Origin of the sequence: Natronorubrum thiooxidans (assembly GCF_900156475.1) — an archaeon.
Classification (GTDB): Archaea; Halobacteriota; Halobacteria; order Halobacteriales; family Natrialbaceae; genus Natronorubrum; species Natronorubrum thiooxidans.
Window position 1 is genome coordinate 1 of the sequence record NZ_FTNR01000004.1, and the last position, 16,949, is coordinate 16,949.

Sequence of the window (16,949 nt, forward strand, 5' to 3'; positions counted from 1 at the left end):
AGAGGCGTTCTCCGCAGAGAACACTCTCTAAGAGGTGCTGAAAGGAGATAATCGCTCCAGCTCTATCCGGGTACGGATTTACTGGACGGTCTACTCAGTCCCCTCCCAAGCGTCGACTGCAAGGTCGAATCCGGCGGTGTAAGTCGATTCGACCTGTATTCAGGCTTGCGATGTCACTCAGCGCGTCGGGGCCAGAATCTCGATCGGATGGGGAACGTCCCGCTCGAGCAGCGTCTCGAGCTGGTCGCCACACGACGTCCCGGAGGCGACGACGGTCGCCGCAGTCTCGAACTCCTGAGCCAGTCGGTCGCCGACGTCCATACTCAGCTCGTAGTACTCTTTTTTGTAGCCGAAGGAGCCGGCCATCCCACAGCACTCGACGCTCGAGGTCCGGGGCGCGTAGCCACAGCGCTCGAGCAGCGCTGTTGTCGGGGCCTCGAGGCCGAGCGTGCGCTGCTGGCAGTGGGAGTGGTAGGCGATCGGTTCGCCCTGTTCGTCGGTCCCGCTGTCGACGGTCGCGAGCGCGTCCGCGTCGGCCCCGTGCTCGAGGAGACCGTAGACGTAGTGACACACCTCGTAGCTGTTGTCCCGGAGGCGTTCGAACGAGCGCTCCGGCAACAACCGCTCGTATTCGCGGTGAAACGCTGCCAGATCGGAGGGTTCGATGACAACGAGGTCGCGGCCAGCATCGAGGTCCTCGGCGACGGCCCCGTAGAGCCGACTGGCCTGTCGATCCGCCGTGGCGATCATCCCCTGTGACAGCGGTGCGCGCCCGCTCTCGGGCAGGTCGGGGACGCTGACCGGGACGCCGAGCGCCTCGAGCGTCCTGACGGCGGCTTTACCACGGTCGATGTCGACGTAGTTCGTGTAGACGTCGGGGTAGAGGACGGCTTCACGGTCGATGTCGGCCCCAGTGCCGCGAGTCGTGGCACGTTCGGCGCGGCGTCTCGAGGTCGCCACGCCGCCTCGCTTCTCGAACCAGTCGACGAGCGACTCCCGCTGGAAGGTCGGCAGGTCGCGACGCCGGTCGATGCCGAGGGTGTGTTCGAGTAGCCCGCGAACAGGACCTGTCTCGGCCAGCCAGTTCGAGACGGGTGCCGTCGCGGCACCGAGTTTTGCGACCGTGCCGATGTTCCCGAAGAACCGTTTGCCGGGGTCAAGACCGCCGGCATCGGCCTCGGCGTCGGGCGTCAGACCATCCACGAGGAAGTCGTACGACTCGGTGTCGCCCTCGCGATTGATTCGATCTCTGACGACGGTGTTGATCCAGGGAATGTCGATTTTCACCGGACAGGCGTTGACACACTGCGAGCAGCCCGTACAGAGGTCGTTGAATTCGGCGGCGCTGTCCTGGCCGTGGACACCCGTCTCCCAGCCGGTCGCGATCCCACCGGAGTAGGTCTCGCCGCCGAAGGCGTGGCCGCCGACGGCCTGGAAGTTCGCACACGAGTTTGAACAGGCTCCACACCGGATACAGTACAGCGTCTCTCGGAGCTGGTCGTCCTCGCGCATATCGAGACGGCCATTGTCGAGCAAGACGAGGTGAAAGTCGCGGTCGGGGTTGGCATCGCCCCCGTCGTCGTCCTCTGCAGCCGCGTCCGTGATTGGCTCGTCGGGGTCGTCGAAGTTCAGCGTCGGCGACGCGGTCGGCGGCGTCAACATCGTCACGTACTGGGAAATGGACTGGCCCGTCGCGCTCTTGGCAATCAGATCGACGAACGGCTCGAGGTCTCGAACCGATGGGATCAGTTTTTCGACGCCGGCGATGGCGATGTGGGTGTCGGGCGTGACGGCACACTTGCGGGCGTTGCCCTCGTTCGTGACGAGCGCCATCGTCCCGGTTTCGGCGACGACGAAGTTCGCACCCGTGATCCCAACGTCGGCCTCGCGGATGCGGTCGCCCAGATAGTCGCGGGCGAACCGGGTGAGCGATTCGGCCGTCTCGAACGGCTCGTCGGGGTCGAAGCGCTCGGTAAACAGCTCGGCGATCTCCGGCTGGCTCAGATGCATCGCCGGCCCGACGATGTGGGAGGGTGTGTCGTCTGCGACCTGCAGGACCCACTCGCCGAGATCCGTCTCGTAGACGTCGGTGCCGTTACGCTCGAGCGCGTCGTTGAGGTCGATCTCCTCGGTGGTCATCGACTTCGATTTGACGACGGATGGCGGCTCGCCAGTGGCCGAATCCGACCGTTCAGCGACGACATCCGAGACGTAGGCGTTCGCATCCGCAGCGTCGTCGGCGACGTAGACTGTCCCGCCGTTTGCCTCGACTGCTTCCCGGACCGTCTCGAGCAACTCGGGGAGGCGGTCGATCGCGTCCTCCTTGATCGCCCGGGCGTCCGTCCGTAACGCCTCGATATCGTCAGTCTCGGCGTAGGTCTGTGTCTGGCGCGCGCTCATCGCGCTCGAGTGGGCGTGGACGGCCTCGCCTTCGGTCTCGAGGAGATGTCGGATCCGCGCGGCCGTCTCGCTTCGGGAGCCGGGCTGGTGGGTTCGCTCCGCCATCGCGCTCACCGATCCTCCAGAACGATGACGCTGACTGTCCCGGGGCCGTGGACCCCGTGGACGAGGTCGCCCATGTCCGCCGTTGCGCTCCGGCCAGTCGCGAAGACGATGCTCTTTCGATCGGCAAAACAATCCTCGAGGCGATCGAATCCGTCTCCGAGATCCGCCACGACGTCGCTCGCGGCGACGACCGCGACGTGGTGGTCCGGGTAGAGGCTGATCGGCTCGTCGCCCACAGCCCGCGATTCGACGGCGACGGTGCCGTATTCGGCGATTCCGAACGTGGCGGGCGTGACGCCAGTTCGTGCCGCCTCGAGCTCACCGGCCGTCGGCCGCGTCGTCACTGAGTCCGGTTGCGAGACGCCATCGAACGGGAGGGGGACCCCGACGGCAGCCCCCACGAGGACGGCTGCGATTCGCTCGGTCGCGTCGACTGCCGGCACCCGTTCGACGCCCACCTCAAGATCCTCGAGTGCGCGTTCGAACCGGCCGACGGTATCGGTTGTCATCGTCTGACACATTCGAAGCGATCCTCAATAGACTGTCGGACGGAGCGAGTGACGGTGGCAGCTATATTCGCCGCTGAGCTGTCGGATTTTATTGTGTGAGCTACTTGAGTGAGATTGGAAAACGTACGGTGTGGTCACAATGAACGAAACAGAGTTGAGCAGTCACGAGTGGTGGGAGTCGTACAAAGAAACGGTGAACAACGACCCGGAAATGGACGTCAGAGGGCACGACAAGTTCTCGGAGAACTTCTACATCGAGATCGGAGACGAGCGTGTACTCGTCGAGATGAACGGCGGCGAGATCGCGGAACTCGTCCCGAATCCGACGATGAATCATCAGTGGTCGTTCGGCGTCGAAGGCGATCGTGAAGCCTGGGAAGCGTTCGTCCAGGAGACGCCACCGGCGTTCAACCACGAGATCATCGCCTCGCATTATCGAACTGCGGTCCGTGGTGAGGAGGGTCATCTCCAGTTGACCGGCGACAACAAAAAGATCTTCCAGCATCTGCGCGCGTTCCAGCGAACGCTCGATTTGATGCGGGTTGCCCACAACAATGGAGGGAACTGACATGCCGACATCGTATCAGCCGGGCGATGTGGAACCAATCGATGGCTCCTACGTTCATATCGACGTTGAAGGAGTGAGTCATCGAGTGTACTACGAAGAGAACGGTCCTGACGACGGCATTCCGCTACTCTGTCAGCACACGGCTGGTAACAACTGTCAACAATGGCGGCATCTGCTGACTGATGAGGAGATCACCGAAAACTTTCGTGTCATCGCCCACGATCTGCCGTATCATGGGAAGTCAGTCCCCCCGACGACTCAGGAGTGGTGGACCGACGACTACACTATGACGGCAAAGAAGTTCACCGATACTCTTGTCAGTCTCGCCGATGCCCTCGAACTCGAAGACCCGATCTACATGGGCTCGAGCATGGGTGGCAACATCACGCTCGAGTTAGCCGACTGGTATCCGGATCGGTTTCAGGCGTTGATCGGCCTCGAGTGTGGGGCCCACAGCCCGGGTTTTTATATCGATTGGCTCGATCACCCGGAGGTGAACACGACGGAGGTCAACGCCTACGCGTGCTGGGGGTTGATGGCACCACAGAGTCCTGAACAGAGCCGGCGGGAAACGATGTATCTCTACGAACAGGGTGCCACAGGTGTCTTCAAAGGCGACCTCTACTACTACTCCGTCGATCACGACTACCGCGACAAACTCGATCAGGTCAACGCCGACGAGTGCCCGCTCTACATTGCCAACGGCGAGTATGATTACCTGACAACGCCCGAAGACGGGCGACAGACTGCCAAAGGAATCGGTGAGGGAGCCACCGCAATTGAACTTGCCCAGATCGGTCACTTCCCGATGAGTGAACATCCCGAACTGTTCAACGCGTACATTCGAGAGCTCCTCGCAGATATTACCGGCGACCGAGACGAGGCCCTCCCGGACGTCCTTGAGCCGGACGATGTCGGCATCGAACTGCATCCACCAGGCCCAGCACGCGAAAAGCCAGCTGACTAGTCGCTGACTCACGCGCCAAACTTTGTGATCTGCGTGCCATCGACGCCGGTTTCGCTATCGGAACTCCTTGTCGAAACAACAGATGGCACAAAAGTTATAATATGCGTAGTCAGTTCTCCGGTTATAATTCCAATGGGAGAACAGACGCGTGGTCAGCACCGGTACGCTGAACAGCAGACGGAGGCCGGTACCGTTCGTATTTTCGACACTGAAAACGATGCGGCGTGGATCGAATCGGATACGACACTCGCAGTTGCCTGGCAGACCTGACCGAAACACGTCCGATGGCGACTCGGCCGACTGCACCACGGTTCGGGGGCAATGAGCGAGAATCCGTGGGGTGGTCCGGTTACTGCATCGCCTTGACCCAGCCAGGAACGGACGCCATCCCCTCCTTGTCCTCCCAGCCGTGTTCGCGGAGATACGTCTCGAGGTCTGTAAACTCGAAGCCGAACTGCGCCTCGAGCGCGTCGATATCGGCGCTGTAACCGACCTCGTTGAACCACTCGCACATGACGGTGAACTCCTCGCCGAAGCTGTCGTAGGCGTCCTCGATCGGGACGTGAACCGGCTCGACATCGACACCGGTGACGTCCGAGAGCGTCTCGGCGGTCTCGGCGAGCGTCAACTCGTCGCCGGCGAGTTCGACGTGCTCGCCAACGAACGTGTCGGGGTTTTCGAACGCGACCGTCGCCGCGTGGCCGACGTCGTCGACGTCGATCATCTGGAGGGCAACGCCGTCTTCGAGTGGCAGCGCGAGCTGGCCGTCTTCGACGATATCCTCCGCGAATGCCTCGAGGTTCTGGAAAAAGAACACGGGCTGGAGGACGGTCATCGGGAGGTCGAGGTCCTGGGCGTGCTGGTCGATCTCCTCGGCCGAATCGAAGTGGGGAACACCGGTGTCTTTCTCGTGGCTGCCGACGCCGCTGAAGACGAACTGGTCGACGCCCGCCTCGCTTGCGACCTCCGCGATATTTTTGCCCTGTTGGACCTGCGTCTCGTAGCCGACCGTCCAGAAGTTGGTGACGGAGAAGACGGCGTCGACGTCGGCGACGTGCGGTTTCAGGGACGCGTTGTCGTTCAGATCGCCTTCGACCATCGTCACGCCCTGGTCGGCCAGTTCCTGTGCGCGGTCACCCGAGGCGTCGCGCGTGAGTCCGAAGACGTCGAAGTCGGTATCGGACTCGAGGAGATGCTCGACGACCGATCCGCCCTGATTGCCGGTCGCACCGGTGACGAGGACGCTCGTGGCCATTTCAATTCACCTCACCGAAGCGCATGGCAGCGGTTGGCGTCGATACGATCGCGGTCAAAACGGTGTTCGCAGCTGCTTTCATTACGTTACCTGATTCGGTTTTGAACGTATATATTCGCTTGGCGACATGAGCGATACTACCTAACACCGGTGTTACTGATACCTCGCTGAAAGAACACGTTAGTGGTGACTGCAACTGTGGCGATGTTGGTGGACAATCCACTGAAATCAAAAAATCGGTTGCGAGTGAATCGCTACTGCTCGCAGATCTCGAGGAAGTTCTCGAAGACCTCGTCGCCCTCTTCGGTGTGGGCGACTTCCGGGTGCCACTGGACGCCGTAGAGGTCGCGGTCGGTATCGCTCATCGCTTCGACACCACAGACGTCGCTCTTGGCGGTGAGTTCGAAGCCCTCCGGCAGTTCTTTCACCTCGTCGGCGTGGCTCGCCCAGACGCGCGTTTCGGGGTGGAGCGACCCAGTCAGCGGATCGTCCGCGTCGAGAATCTCGACGGAGACGTCGGCGTAGCCGCCGTACTCGCCGCTGCCGACGCGGCCGCCCAACTCCTCGGCGATTAGTTGCATTCCAAGGCAGATCCCGAGGACCGGCACGTCCGCCTTGAGGTAGTCGGCCGATTTGCCGATCCGATCCATGTCGGGGCCGCCCGAGAGGACGACGCCATCGGCGTCGATATCTTCGGGTGGTGTCTCGTTGTCGAGTAACTCCGTGTCGACGCCAAGGTCGCGAAGCGCCCGGCGCTCGAGGTGGGTGAACTGTCCGTGGTTGTCTACCACGACGATCTTCGTCATTGACTGGCCCTAGCCAGTCCCCCGGTAAAAACGGTCCGGAACGCGTTCTGGGGGCGACACGAGTCGAAACGACCCGATCGGATCGTTTCCTTCAAATTTGCGCCGCACAAGTTTAGCATATCTACTAATATCTCGATATAGTTCTCTATATACCTTCTTTTTCGCAAGAGGGTGAGATATTCAATGACTATCGGAGACAATACCAAAACGTTCATACATACGCCTGATCTATCGGTAGATATGACACTCGAGGCCGAGTCCGTGGGTAGTCAGTCGGAAGCCGACAGCAGTGTCGTCGCTGCGATCGACGAGATCGATGGTCGTTCGCACCTCGTGATCGCCGATATTACTCGAGACGGCGTCTGGCTCTCGATGCCCGAGGGAGACGCCGTCTCGCTCGAGACGTGGCGGTAGTCGGACTGCAACGAGTGTGTTCTTACCCTGTAGTCGTCCCCGGTTCCGGTACGTTTATGCGTGTTTCGCCGGAAAATATCGGTATGGCAGTCGATCTCAGTGAGTTCGAGCATCCGTCGTGGGTTACTGCAGGCGGGACCGCTATCGGGTATCTGTTGATTCTCGCCGTGCTAACGATCGCGTTGTTTGTCGTTCCGTGGCTGGTTTTTACAGCACTGTAGCGCGCTCCGAGACGAGTCAGCACGGATCGAACTGACTCGAGGGGGAGTGGGTTTTGTGCGTCTCGTCTTGACTCCCGACGTCGACACTCACTCAGCGACAGCGTGAGCGCTCTCGAGCAGTGAGAAACGGAAAGAAAACAGCACGTTCAGGCGAAGGTCTTGGAGACGTCTTCGGTTTCGTCCGAATCGGCCTGGACTTTCTTCCAAGCGTTGCGGAAGTCGTCCATTCGGATCTCGGTCCGCTCGTCGCGGATCGCGAACATCCCGGCTTCCGTACAGACGGCCTTGACGTCGGCACCGGAGGCCTCCTCGGCTTCCTCGGCCAGTTCCGCGAAGTCGACGTCGTCGGCGACGTTCATGCCGCGGGTATGGATCTCGAAGATGATCTCGCGACCCTCCTCGTTGGGCTTTGGCACCTCGATAAGGCGATCGAACCGGCCGGGACGGAGGATGGCACGATCGAGCATGTCGAAGCGGTTCGTGGCGGCGATGATCCGGATCTCGCCACGTTCTTCGAAGCCGTCCATCTCGGAGAGCAGTTGCATCATCGTCCGCTGGACCTCGGCGTCGCCCGACGTTTTGGACTCCGTTCGCTTGGCAGCGATGGCGTCGATTTCGTCGATGAAGATCACGGCAGGTTCGTGCTCGCGGGCGACCTTGAACAGATCGCGAACGAGCTTTGCCCCCTCGCCGATGAATTTGTGGACCAGTTCCGAGCCGGCCATCTTGATGAAGGTGGCGTCGGTCTGGTTGGCGACGGCTTTCGCGAGCATCGTCTTCCCGGTCCCCGGCGGCCCGTAGAGCAAGACGCCGCTCGGTGGATCGATGCCCACGTCGTCGAACATCTCGGGCTTCTCGAGGGGCATCTCGACGGTCTCACGAACTTCCTGCATCTGCTCTTCGAGCCCACCGATATCCTCGTAGCTGACCTCGGGGCTCTCGGTGACTTCCATCACGCGGGCACGCACGTCAGTCTCGCTCGAGAGGCTCTTGACGATAGATAGCGAGTTGTTGACGGCGACCCGGTCGTCGGGATCGATCTCCTTGCGGAGTTCGTCGGTAACCTCCGTCAGCGCCTCCTGGTTGTTCCCGTGTTGTTTGATGATGACGCCTTCGTCCGTGATTTCCTGGACGGTGGCGACGAACAGCGGGGACTGCTTGAGTTTCTTGTTCTCGTGTGTGAGTCGCTCGAGTTTCTGCTGGTACTTATTGTTCTCGGCGTTGGCATCGAGGAGTTTGTCTCTCATCTCCTCGTTTTGCGCCTCGAGGATCTCCAGCTGTTCCTCGAGTGACTGAATTTTCTCCTGTTGGGACGCCTCGTCCTCGTCGTATGGGAGGTCGACGTCGTCCACAGTGTCGCTCATCACCCGTCTCTTGGGTGTTGCTTCATAAGAGGCTTCGGGTAGGTGCACTCAGTCACGAAATATAACCACTAGGCATTTATAGAAACAGAAAATATTATCACCCTGTATTCTAAACGGAGAGGTGATGAGTGCTTCAGAGTCGTTGCGACACGAGGCCGAACCGCGGGGGACGTGGGACGACGTCAGAGAACTGCCGCCGAGTGCGAAACTCGTCGCGAAGGTCCTCGAGTACAACGACACGATGACCCAACAGCAGATCGCCGACGAGACGCTCCTGCCGTCTCGAACCGTTCGATACGCACTGAACCGCCTCGACGAGGAAAACGTCATCGACTCGCGGTTTTCCTTCTCGGACGCACGCAAGCGGCTATACAGTCTCGATATCGAGGAGTAATCGGACAACCGTCACGCCCACGAACATCTCGACACATCGACGACCGATTTTCTCTCTCGATGCGAGTGAGAGACGAGTGCTATATTATCAGAAAACTGTCGCCCTAGTGCCGCGTTCATAACGAGTGCTGGACGTGACTATGAGTACAGAAGACTTATCGGGTGAATGGACACACTCGGAGTCATGTCCAGTCTAAGAGCGGTCGTGCGCGCATCGACAGTGCCGATGAATCGTGATCTCTCGTGACCGACTCGAGAACCGGGATCGAGCGCCGGGCCGTCCTCGGCGCACTTGCCGGTATCAGCGGGGCTTCGATGGCTGGCTGTTCGGCGTTCGAACGCGACGCTGACGGCCAGACGAGCCAGCTCGACGATGATGCGGCTCGAGCGTTGGCGACGCGGTTCGCCCCGACGCTGTACTTCGACGTTCACGAGCCGTGGTTTCCGACGGATCCGCGGCCCTACACCAGCGAGCGCGACGGTGAGACGCTCGTCACCGGGTTCGATGCCTTCGACGGCTACCACGAACGGTATCGCGACGGGAGTCCACCGGATCCGACGGTGTTCTACCGCGCCGTCGAGTACGAGGACTCGCCACTCGCCGTGGTCCAGTTCTGGTTTTACTCGGTGTTCGATCAGTTCACGACCAATTTCCACTGGCACGACTGGGAAGTGTTGCACGTCTTCGTCGACACCGAAACCGGTGACCCGCAACTGCACGTCGCCAGCTCTCACTCCCGGATGGTACCGAACAACGAGTTCTTGGACCCGGATCCGGAGCAGGTTCCGCGTATCCTCGTGGAACTCGGCTCTCACTCGAGCACGCTCTCGGTCAACGACGTCCCCGATCGCTTCCAGCGGGTCGCCATCGAGGACTTGCTGGCGGACATCACGAACACGGCGCTCGAGGGCATCGAAGACCTCGCGGACCTCGAACTTCCGCTCGCGTACGGACTGCCACGAGACGAGGGATCGCGACTTCCCTACCTCGTGCCGGAGTACGACGGTGCCCCGATATACGACCACGAGCGCTTGCCGTCGGTCACTCGCGAGTCGTTGATCGACGACGACCTGACCGTCCGATCGTACGACGCGCTGACGTCGCCGCCAACGGGGCTGCCGACGCGCGAGACTGGGCTCGTCTTCGGGCACCACGAGCGACAGGGCGAGGCCGACACCGACGTCGAGTACGACCTCGTCCCGAGCAGTGAGATCGAACACATCGCGGCCTTTACTGGCCCGCAGCTGAGCTTCGAGTTCGCCGTTCCGGACGTAGTCGAGGACGCCATGGCCGGCCACATCACGACGACGGGGACGCCGTGGAGCCAGCCTCGGTACGAGAATCCGGCGGCGGATATCTCCGTTCCGAACCACCGGACGACACTGGCCGACCGCTACGATGCCATCGGCGAAGCGGCACCGATCAACACCGTCGTTGCTCGCCTCACGGAGACGATCACGGCCGACGACGCACCGGAAAACGAGGGACTGACCACGACGGAGACGGCCCTCGAGTCGGTCGTCTTGCTCGAGAGCGACCCCGAAGCCGTCCCGACGTTCGGTGGCGTCGCGGTCGTACAGGACGTCCCGGCTGGCGAGCACCGACTGACGGTCAACGGTGCCGGTCGAGCACCACACAGCGAACGTGTCAGCGTCACTGACGACGGGACGCCGACGGCGGCCGGCGTCGGCGGTGAGATTCCGCTTGTTGCCCGCAACGAGTCGACAAAGCTAGAACTCATGGGCGAAAACGCGTCGACCGCCCTCTCGACGGTGGCCGTCGAAGACGACTTCGCCGGACGGCTGTACGAGTCGTCGGTCGAGGGAAACGACGCCGTCTACGTCCACGCAGGCGGGGCCTACACGACCGAGGTTCGGGACGGCGACGACGCCGTCGGTGCTTATCGCGTCAACCCGTCCCCCGAGGCCGAGTCGACGGTCCGAATCGAACGCCCCGAGACCGGCAAAGCACCACTTTCCGAGTTCGTAGCGGATATCGCCGACGAGACGCGGCTGGCGGTCGCAGCGGCCAACGGCAACGACGATGACGACGACGGAGACGAGGATGGGGACAACGATTCGTCGAACGCCGTCGAGGGTCTCGAGCGAGCCCTTGCAGCAGTCGTTGAGGCCGCACGAAGGGCCGCCGAACGGGCACGCGACAGCGAGCAAGCCGGTGCCGACAGGCAACTCGAGACCGTGGCCGAGCGACTTCAGCGGGTAGAAAAGCGTCTCGCAGCGGCCAGCGACGACCTCCCGCAGTCGCTCTCGAACGCGACCCGAAACAGACTGGCACAGGCCGATCAGCGCACGGAGCAGGCCCGGGCCGCCGAGAAACTGTAGTCAGACACCGGACGCGCTGTTCGGTCGCGAGACGCCGCCGTGCGCTCGAGTTCACTTTCACACCGGTCACCGAACCCCTTTAGGACGCGCCCGCCAACGAGCGAGCAATGACGCGGGTACTCCATACGGGCGATACCCACATCGGGTATCAGCAGTACAACTCGCCCGAGCGACGCCAGGACTTTCTCGAGGCTTTCCGCTCCGTCGTCGAAGACGCAGTCGCCGCCGACGTCGACGCCGTAATCCATGCGGGCGACCTCTTTCACGACCGTCGGCCGGGACTGGTCGACTTACAGGGCACCGTCGAAATCCTGCGAACGCTCGCCGACGCCGACATTCCCTTTCTCGCCGTCGTCGGCAACCACGAGGGCAAACGCGACGCCCAGTGGCTCGATCTCTTCGCCGATCTCGGGCTGGCAACGCGACTCGGGGCCGAGCCCGAACTGATCGACGACGTCGCCGTCTACGGACTCGATTTCGTCCCTCGCTCCCGCCGCGACGACCTCGAGTACGAGTTTGCCCCTGTCCCCGAGGCAGCCGACCACGCGACGCTCGTGAGCCACGGCCTGTTCGAGCCCTTCGCCCACGCTGACTGGGACACCGAGCGACTACTCTCCGAATCGACGGTCGAGTTCGACGCCGTTCTGCTCGGTGACAACCACAAACCCGACACTGCGGAACTGCGTGACACATGGGTCACCTACTGTGGCTCGACCGAACGGGCAAGCGCGAGCGAACGCGAGGACCGTGGCTACAACCTCGTCGACTTCGATGATGACGCCGTCTCGATCAGCCGTCGCGGGCTCACCGATACCCGCGAGTTCGTCTTCGTCGACGTCGACCTCGCCGAGGGCGAGGGTGTCGACCGCGTTCAGGAACGGGTTCGCGAGTACGACCTCGAGGACGCCGTCGTCATCGTAACAATCGAAGGCGATGGCCGGCCGATCACGCCGGCATCGATCGAGGAAGCCGCCATCGACCGCGGCGCACTCGTCGCCCGCGTCAACGACCGCCGGGAACTCCCCGACGAGGACGAAGAACTCGCGGTGAACTTCGCCGACCCCGACGCGGCCGTTCGCGAACGCGTCCGCGAACTGGGCCTCAGCGACGCTGCCCTCGAACTCGACGAAACCGTCCGAAACGATGAGTTGGTGGATTCGAACGTCCGCGAAACCGTCGAACGCCGCGTCCGGGAGATTCTCGAGGAGGACGTGGCTGCGTTCGATCCGGCTCCGGACCGTGAGCCCGATGACGAGGACGTGACGACGGTCGCAGACCAGCTTCCAGAGGCGGGCGACGATCTAGAAGACAGTGACGAATCCACAGGGGAGACGACGGATGATGAGGACAGTGGACCCGCAGATACCGCTTCACTGGGTGATTTCGCATGAGGGTCGACCGCATCCGACTGCTGAACTTCAAGTGCTATGAGGAAGCCGAACTCGGACTCGAGCGCGGCGTCACCGTCGTCCACGGCGTCAACGGCAGCGGCAAATCGACGCTGCTCGAGGCCGTCTTCTTCGCCCTCTACGGCTCGAAGGCACTGGACGATCGCACCTTAGATGACGTCATTACGACCGGCGAGGACGAAAGCGAGGTCGAACTGTGGTTTACCCACGACGGCCGCGAGTACCACATCGAACGCCATCTCAAACTCCGCGGTGACCGAGCGACGACGGCGAAATGCGTCCTCGAGACGCCAACGGAGACGATCGAAGGCGCACGGGATGTCCGCCGCGAGGTAACTGAACTCCTGCGGATGGACGCCGAGGCGTTCGTCAACTGCGCCTACGTCCGCCAGGGCGAGGTCAACAAGCTGATCCACGCCTCGCCGAGCGATCGCCAGGACATGATCGACGACCTCCTCCAGCTTGGGGCCCTCGAGACCTATCGCGAACGGGCCAGCGACGCCCGACTCGGCGTCAAGACGGTCCTCGACGGCCAACAGGAAGTCCTCGAGGATCTCCACAAACAGGTCGAGCACAAAGAAGGGAAGGAGCTTCATGAGCGCCTGAACGGGCTCGAATCCCGCCAAAACGACGTTCGCGAGGAGATCGACCGCTTCGAAACACAACGTGAGCAGGCACGAAACACCCTCGAGAGCGCCGAAAACGTCCTCGAGCGCCACGCGGAAACCCGTGAGGAGATCACGACGCTCGAGACGGCAATCGAGGAATTGCGGTCGAAGATCACCGAAACCGAACGCAAGCGCAAGGACGCAAACGACGAGATTCGAGACCTCGAGGACCGACGCGAGGAACTCGCCGTGGAGCGCGAGGAGCTGCTGGCCGAGACCGATCTCGAGGCCGGCGATGATGACGCAGTCGAGACACGGATTGCGGACCTCGAGGCACGTGACGACGAGCTTCAAGACGACCTCAACGAGATCCGCGTTTCGGTCACGGAGACCACGAGCGAAATCGAACGCTGCCGCGAGGCGGCTGACGAGCTCGAGTCCAAAGCCGAGGCTGCCCGCGAGCAGGCCGACGACCTCGATGCAAAACTCGAGGCCGACGCGGAGGCCATCGAGGATCGTGAAGCGAAGTTAGAGGCGCTCGAGGCCGAAATCACCGCCGCACGCGAGCGCTTCGACGATGCCCCGATCGCGTTCGGTGAGGCCGCCGAGCATCGCGACTCGCTCGAGACGGAACGCGAGGCACTGACCGACGAGATCGGTGACGTTACCGCCGACATTCGGACCGTCGAGAACGCGATCGATGAGGGCGAACGGCTGCTCGAGGAGGGCAAGTGTCCCGAGTGTGGCCAGCCCGTCGCGGACTCCCCACACGTTGACGTGCTGGACGACAAACGCGAGGAACTCGCGGAACTCGACGATCGACGCGAAGACCTCGAGGTCAAACGCGACGAGCTCGACGACCGGCTCGATCGTGCCGAGGAGCTCCGCGAGGCCGAACGGCAGGTCGACCGGCTCGAGGAGAACCGGGAGAACATCGAGCAACTCCTCGCGGAGAAACGCGAGACGCTTGCAGAGCGACGCGACCAGTGCGAGCAGTTGCGCGAGGATGCTGAGACGTACGCGACCGACGCCGAGGACGAACGCGCGACTGCCGACGACCTCGAGGACGAGGTCGCCGACTACCGGGCCGAACTCGGCGCGATCAACACCGACCGTGGCGAGATCAAAGACACACTCGAGTCGCTCCGACGCATCGCTGCGGTCGGCGACGAACGTGATGACCTTGCGGGCGAAATCGAGACGCTCCGGGACCGCCGTCAGGACTGGCAGACGATGAACGACGAGCGCCGCGAGACGCTCTCGAACAAACGCGAGCGCAAGCGCGATCTCGAGTCGGAGTTCGACGAGGACCGCATTGAAACCGCCCGCAATGACAAGCAAAACGCCGAGAACTACCTCGAGCAAGTCGACGCGAAACTCGAGGACCTGGAGTCCAAACACGACAACCTCCAGAACGCGATCGGGGCCGCCGAACGGGAACTCGAGGAACTCGAAGAGCTCCGCGAGCGTCTCGAGGGCGTCGAGAAGCGGTGTGAACGCCTCGAGTCGCTGTACGACGAAGCCGAGACGCTGCAGGCGACCTACGCCGACCTGCGGGCTGAGCTCCGCCAACAAAATGTCGAGACCTTAGAACGGCTGCTCAACGAGACGTTCGAGTTGGTCTACCAGAACGACTCCTACGCGGCGATCGATCTCGACGGCGAGTATCGCCTGACCGTCTACCAGAAAGACGGTGAGACCTTAGAGCCCGAACAGCTTTCGGGCGGCGAACGGGCGCTTTTCAACCTCAGCCTGCGGTGTGCGATCTATCGGCTGCTCGCCGAGGGTGTCGAGGGAACGGCCCCGCTACCGCCGCTGATCTTGGACGAGCCGACAGTGTTTCTTGACTCCGGTCACGTCACGCAACTCGTCTCGCTGGTCGAGTCGATGCGCGACCTCGGCGTCGAACAGATCGTCGTCGTGAGCCACGACGAGGAACTCGTCGGCGCGGCGGACTCACTCGTCCGCATCGAAAAGGATGCCACATCGAACCGCTCGCGGCTCGAGCGTGGCGAGCCGCCCCAAGCGGAGCTGCTCGCATCGGACTGATCGGGACGGTGGGTGTGGCCCTGTACCGCACTCGAGACGGCGCTTACGAGCTGCTGTCTGCGGTTCCATCCGACGACTCGGCGACCGCCCCAAGGTCGTGTTCCGACGCCGTTGGAAGCTGGTCGAGCGCGGTCGTACATGTCTTGGTGGCTCGATAGCCGCGCTCGCAGGCGATATCGACTTGCTCGAGCAAGCCAGCGGCTGACAGTACCGTGAGCCGGCCGTGGAGGTCGCTCTCACAGAAGTCGTACTCGTCGAGGAGCGTGCGGATACCGAGCGGGCCGCGATTATCGAGTTCGATCAGGAGTCCGAGCGTCGCCTCGTCGTGGACGTTCGTCAGGAGCGTTCGGACCGGGTCGGAGATGGTTCGAGCCGCTGTCTCGAGAGGTGACTCGTCGGTGTCGTCCTCGAGGCGGTCGTTCTGGATGTAACACTCGTTGCCGTTCTTCGGATTTCGAACGAGGCTCGCGTGTTCGGAGCGTTTGAGAAGCAGATACCGTTTGCCGGTGTCGTCGTGGACGGTTTTCATGATCGTATGTGCTCGTCCGGTGACTGATGTAGGGAGACCGCTATTGAAGTAGTTTCGCCTGCATCCCGTTACGTCGATCTGGGGGGCCGTTCGTCGTTGGTGTCAGTGTTAGTGGCGTCGTTGGATTTGGACGGGGATTCGTCGGCTGCCTCGAGGTCGTTGTCCGCTGTCTCAGCCGTGTCGGCAGTCGGTTCGCCGCTGGTATCGTCGTCACCTTCTGCCGTGGTGTCGTCGGGTCGTTCGAACGTTCGGTAGCGACGGATCGCAAAGCCAGCGAAAACGAGGCCGGCGGCCCCCAGATAGGCGCTGTAGGTCTCTTCGCCCTCGAACACTAGAAAGAGAAGGCTGAGTGCAAACGCCAAGACGGCGGCGTTGACGACGAGCACGAGCGCCCAAAAATGTGTGAGGAGGTCGCTATCGACGTCGGTATCCGCCGTCGAGAATTCTGGAGCAGTCGCATCCTCCTCGAACTCTGCTTTGAGATCCGACCGCAGGTCCGACCCCGCGTCTTCGGTCGGCACTTGAGGAATAGTCAGTGAGTCGTCATCGGGGTCCCTGAACGCCGCTTCGGGATCGTACTCGTCGGGTTCGTCGGGTTCGTGCTCGGATCGATCGGCTCCCACACTCGAACGGTGGACAACGACTCAAAAAAGCGTTCGTGTTCGATCGTTGATTATGTCGAGAACAGTCGAACAGCAACACTGATCGCTCGCCGAGACAGTCAGGCGACTTCTGAAAGCGAAAAGGTCTGCGAGGTTTCGACCCACGCGAGCGGATTTTCGGCGTCATAGAAGACAACACCGTCGTCCGTCTCGTAGGACTCGACCGTCGCGGTGCCCGCTGGTTCACTACGTGGCTCGCTTCGATCCGTCGTGTCGTCGTTGACGTGGGTGGACACTTCGATCACCTACCGCCATGGTATGTGTTACCACGTTATATGTCTTGCTGCACCTGCAATACTCAGACAGCCACGGCCAGTCAGCTGAATTGTGGGGGTTTTTATCCAGTC

17 protein-coding genes are annotated in these 16,949 nt (G+C 62.0%); 9 read left to right on the top strand and 8 right to left on the bottom strand.

The genetic code is table 11. From position 1 onward, the window contains the following. Positions 1-177: 177 nt before the first annotated feature. Together BW940_RS06745 and BW940_RS06750 are read right to left on the bottom strand one after the other, a co-directional pair. Positions 178-2,505 carry an LUD domain-containing protein gene (locus BW940_RS06745; RefSeq protein WP_076608443.1) on the bottom strand — a complete coding sequence of 776 codons (2,328 nt, stop codon included), beginning with the start codon at positions 2,503-2,505 and terminating at the stop codon, positions 178-180. Between the two features lie 5 nt (positions 2,506-2,510). After that, positions 2,511-3,014 carry an LUD domain-containing protein gene (locus tag BW940_RS06750; protein ID WP_076608688.1) on the bottom strand — a complete coding sequence of 168 codons (504 nt, stop codon included), beginning with the start codon at positions 3,012-3,014 and terminating at the stop codon, positions 2,511-2,513. A 139-nt stretch (positions 3,015-3,153) separates the two neighbouring features. Between BW940_RS06750 and BW940_RS22070 the strand changes: the two genes are divergently transcribed. The 3 genes from BW940_RS22070 (at position 3,154) to BW940_RS21455 (ending at position 4,819) form a co-directional block, all read left to right on the top strand. Continuing rightward, entirely contained in the window at positions 3,154-3,582 is a 429-nt protein-coding gene (locus BW940_RS22070; RefSeq protein ID WP_076608444.1) for a hypothetical protein, read from the top strand. A 28-nt stretch (positions 3,583-3,610) separates the two neighbouring features. Then, complete coding sequence (locus BW940_RS06760; RefSeq protein WP_235847776.1) at positions 3,611-4,549, top strand: alpha/beta fold hydrolase; 939 nt, start codon at positions 3,611-3,613, stop codon at positions 4,547-4,549. Positions 4,550-4,681: 132 nt separating this feature from the next. After that, on the top strand, positions 4,682-4,819 hold the full coding sequence (locus BW940_RS21455; protein WP_159440158.1) for a hypothetical protein: 138 nt from the start codon (positions 4,682-4,684) through the stop codon (positions 4,817-4,819). Between the two features lie 79 nt (positions 4,820-4,898). Here the strand turns inward: BW940_RS21455 and BW940_RS06765 are convergent, their stop codons facing one another. Then, positions 4,899-5,804, bottom strand: coding sequence for an NmrA/HSCARG family protein (locus BW940_RS06765; protein ID WP_076608445.1), 906 nt, complete (start codon positions 5,802-5,804; stop codon positions 4,899-4,901). Between the two features lie 254 nt (positions 5,805-6,058). Then, positions 6,059-6,610, bottom strand: a complete 552-nt coding sequence (locus BW940_RS06770) for a GMP synthase subunit A (protein WP_076608446.1) — start codon at positions 6,608-6,610, stop codon at positions 6,059-6,061. Between the two features lie 240 nt (positions 6,611-6,850). On the opposite strand from BW940_RS06770, the gene BW940_RS21725 reads away from it, so the two are divergent. Beyond that, positions 6,851-7,024, top strand: coding sequence for a DUF7556 family protein (locus BW940_RS21725; protein WP_173834857.1), 174 nt, complete (start codon positions 6,851-6,853; stop codon positions 7,022-7,024). An 83-nt stretch (positions 7,025-7,107) separates the two neighbouring features. Continuing rightward, positions 7,108-7,245 (top strand): hypothetical protein, encoded by a 138-nt coding sequence (locus tag BW940_RS21730; protein ID WP_173834858.1) that lies wholly within the window; start codon positions 7,108-7,110, stop codon positions 7,243-7,245. 146 nt (positions 7,246-7,391) lie between these two features. Here the strand turns inward: BW940_RS21730 and pan1 are convergent, their stop codons facing one another. Continuing rightward, entirely contained in the window at positions 7,392-8,609 is a 1,218-nt protein-coding gene (gene pan1, locus BW940_RS06780) for a proteasome-activating nucleotidase Pan1 (RefSeq protein ID WP_076608448.1), read from the bottom strand. Positions 8,610-8,733: 124 nt separating this feature from the next. Here pan1 and BW940_RS06785 point away from each other — a divergent pair, with 124 nt between their 5' ends. The 4 genes from BW940_RS06785 to rad50 all read left to right on the top strand — a co-directional run bounded on the left by BW940_RS06785 (position 8,734) and on the right by rad50 (position 15,411). Beyond that, entirely contained in the window at positions 8,734-9,003 is a 270-nt protein-coding gene (locus BW940_RS06785; protein ID WP_076608449.1) for a MarR family transcriptional regulator, read from the top strand. Between the two features lie 314 nt (positions 9,004-9,317). Next, positions 9,318-11,345, top strand: a complete 2,028-nt coding sequence (locus tag BW940_RS06790; protein ID WP_394329397.1) for a hypothetical protein — start codon at positions 9,318-9,320, stop codon at positions 11,343-11,345. Between the two features lie 107 nt (positions 11,346-11,452). Beyond that, positions 11,453-12,736 carry a DNA double-strand break repair protein Mre11 gene (mre11, locus tag BW940_RS06795; protein WP_076608451.1) on the top strand — a complete coding sequence of 428 codons (1,284 nt, stop codon included), beginning with the start codon at positions 11,453-11,455 and terminating at the stop codon, positions 12,734-12,736. Continuing rightward, a complete protein-coding gene (gene rad50, locus BW940_RS06800) occupies positions 12,733-15,411 on the top strand; it encodes a DNA double-strand break repair ATPase Rad50 (protein ID WP_076608452.1) in 2,679 nt (892 codons plus the stop codon). Before mre11 ends, rad50 begins: the two co-directional genes overlap by 4 nt. Positions 15,412-15,454: 43 nt before the next feature. Here the strand turns inward: rad50 and BW940_RS06805 are convergent, their stop codons facing one another. The 3 genes from BW940_RS06805 to BW940_RS06815 form a co-directional block, all read right to left on the bottom strand. After that, the gene (locus tag BW940_RS06805) at positions 15,455-15,940 is read right to left on the bottom strand and encodes a DUF7346 family protein (RefSeq protein ID WP_076608453.1); all 486 of its coding nucleotides are present in this window, start codon (positions 15,938-15,940) and stop codon (positions 15,455-15,457) included. Between the two features lie 68 nt (positions 15,941-16,008). Beyond that, positions 16,009-16,563, bottom strand: a complete 555-nt coding sequence (locus tag BW940_RS06810; RefSeq protein WP_076608454.1) for a DUF7322 domain-containing protein — start codon at positions 16,561-16,563, stop codon at positions 16,009-16,011. A gap of 98 nt (positions 16,564-16,661) precedes the next feature. Further along, positions 16,662-16,847: a DUF7331 family protein gene (locus tag BW940_RS06815; protein ID WP_173834859.1), complete on the bottom strand. Its 186-nt coding sequence runs from the start codon at positions 16,845-16,847 to the stop codon at positions 16,662-16,664. Between the last annotated feature and the right edge of the window lie 102 nt (positions 16,848-16,949).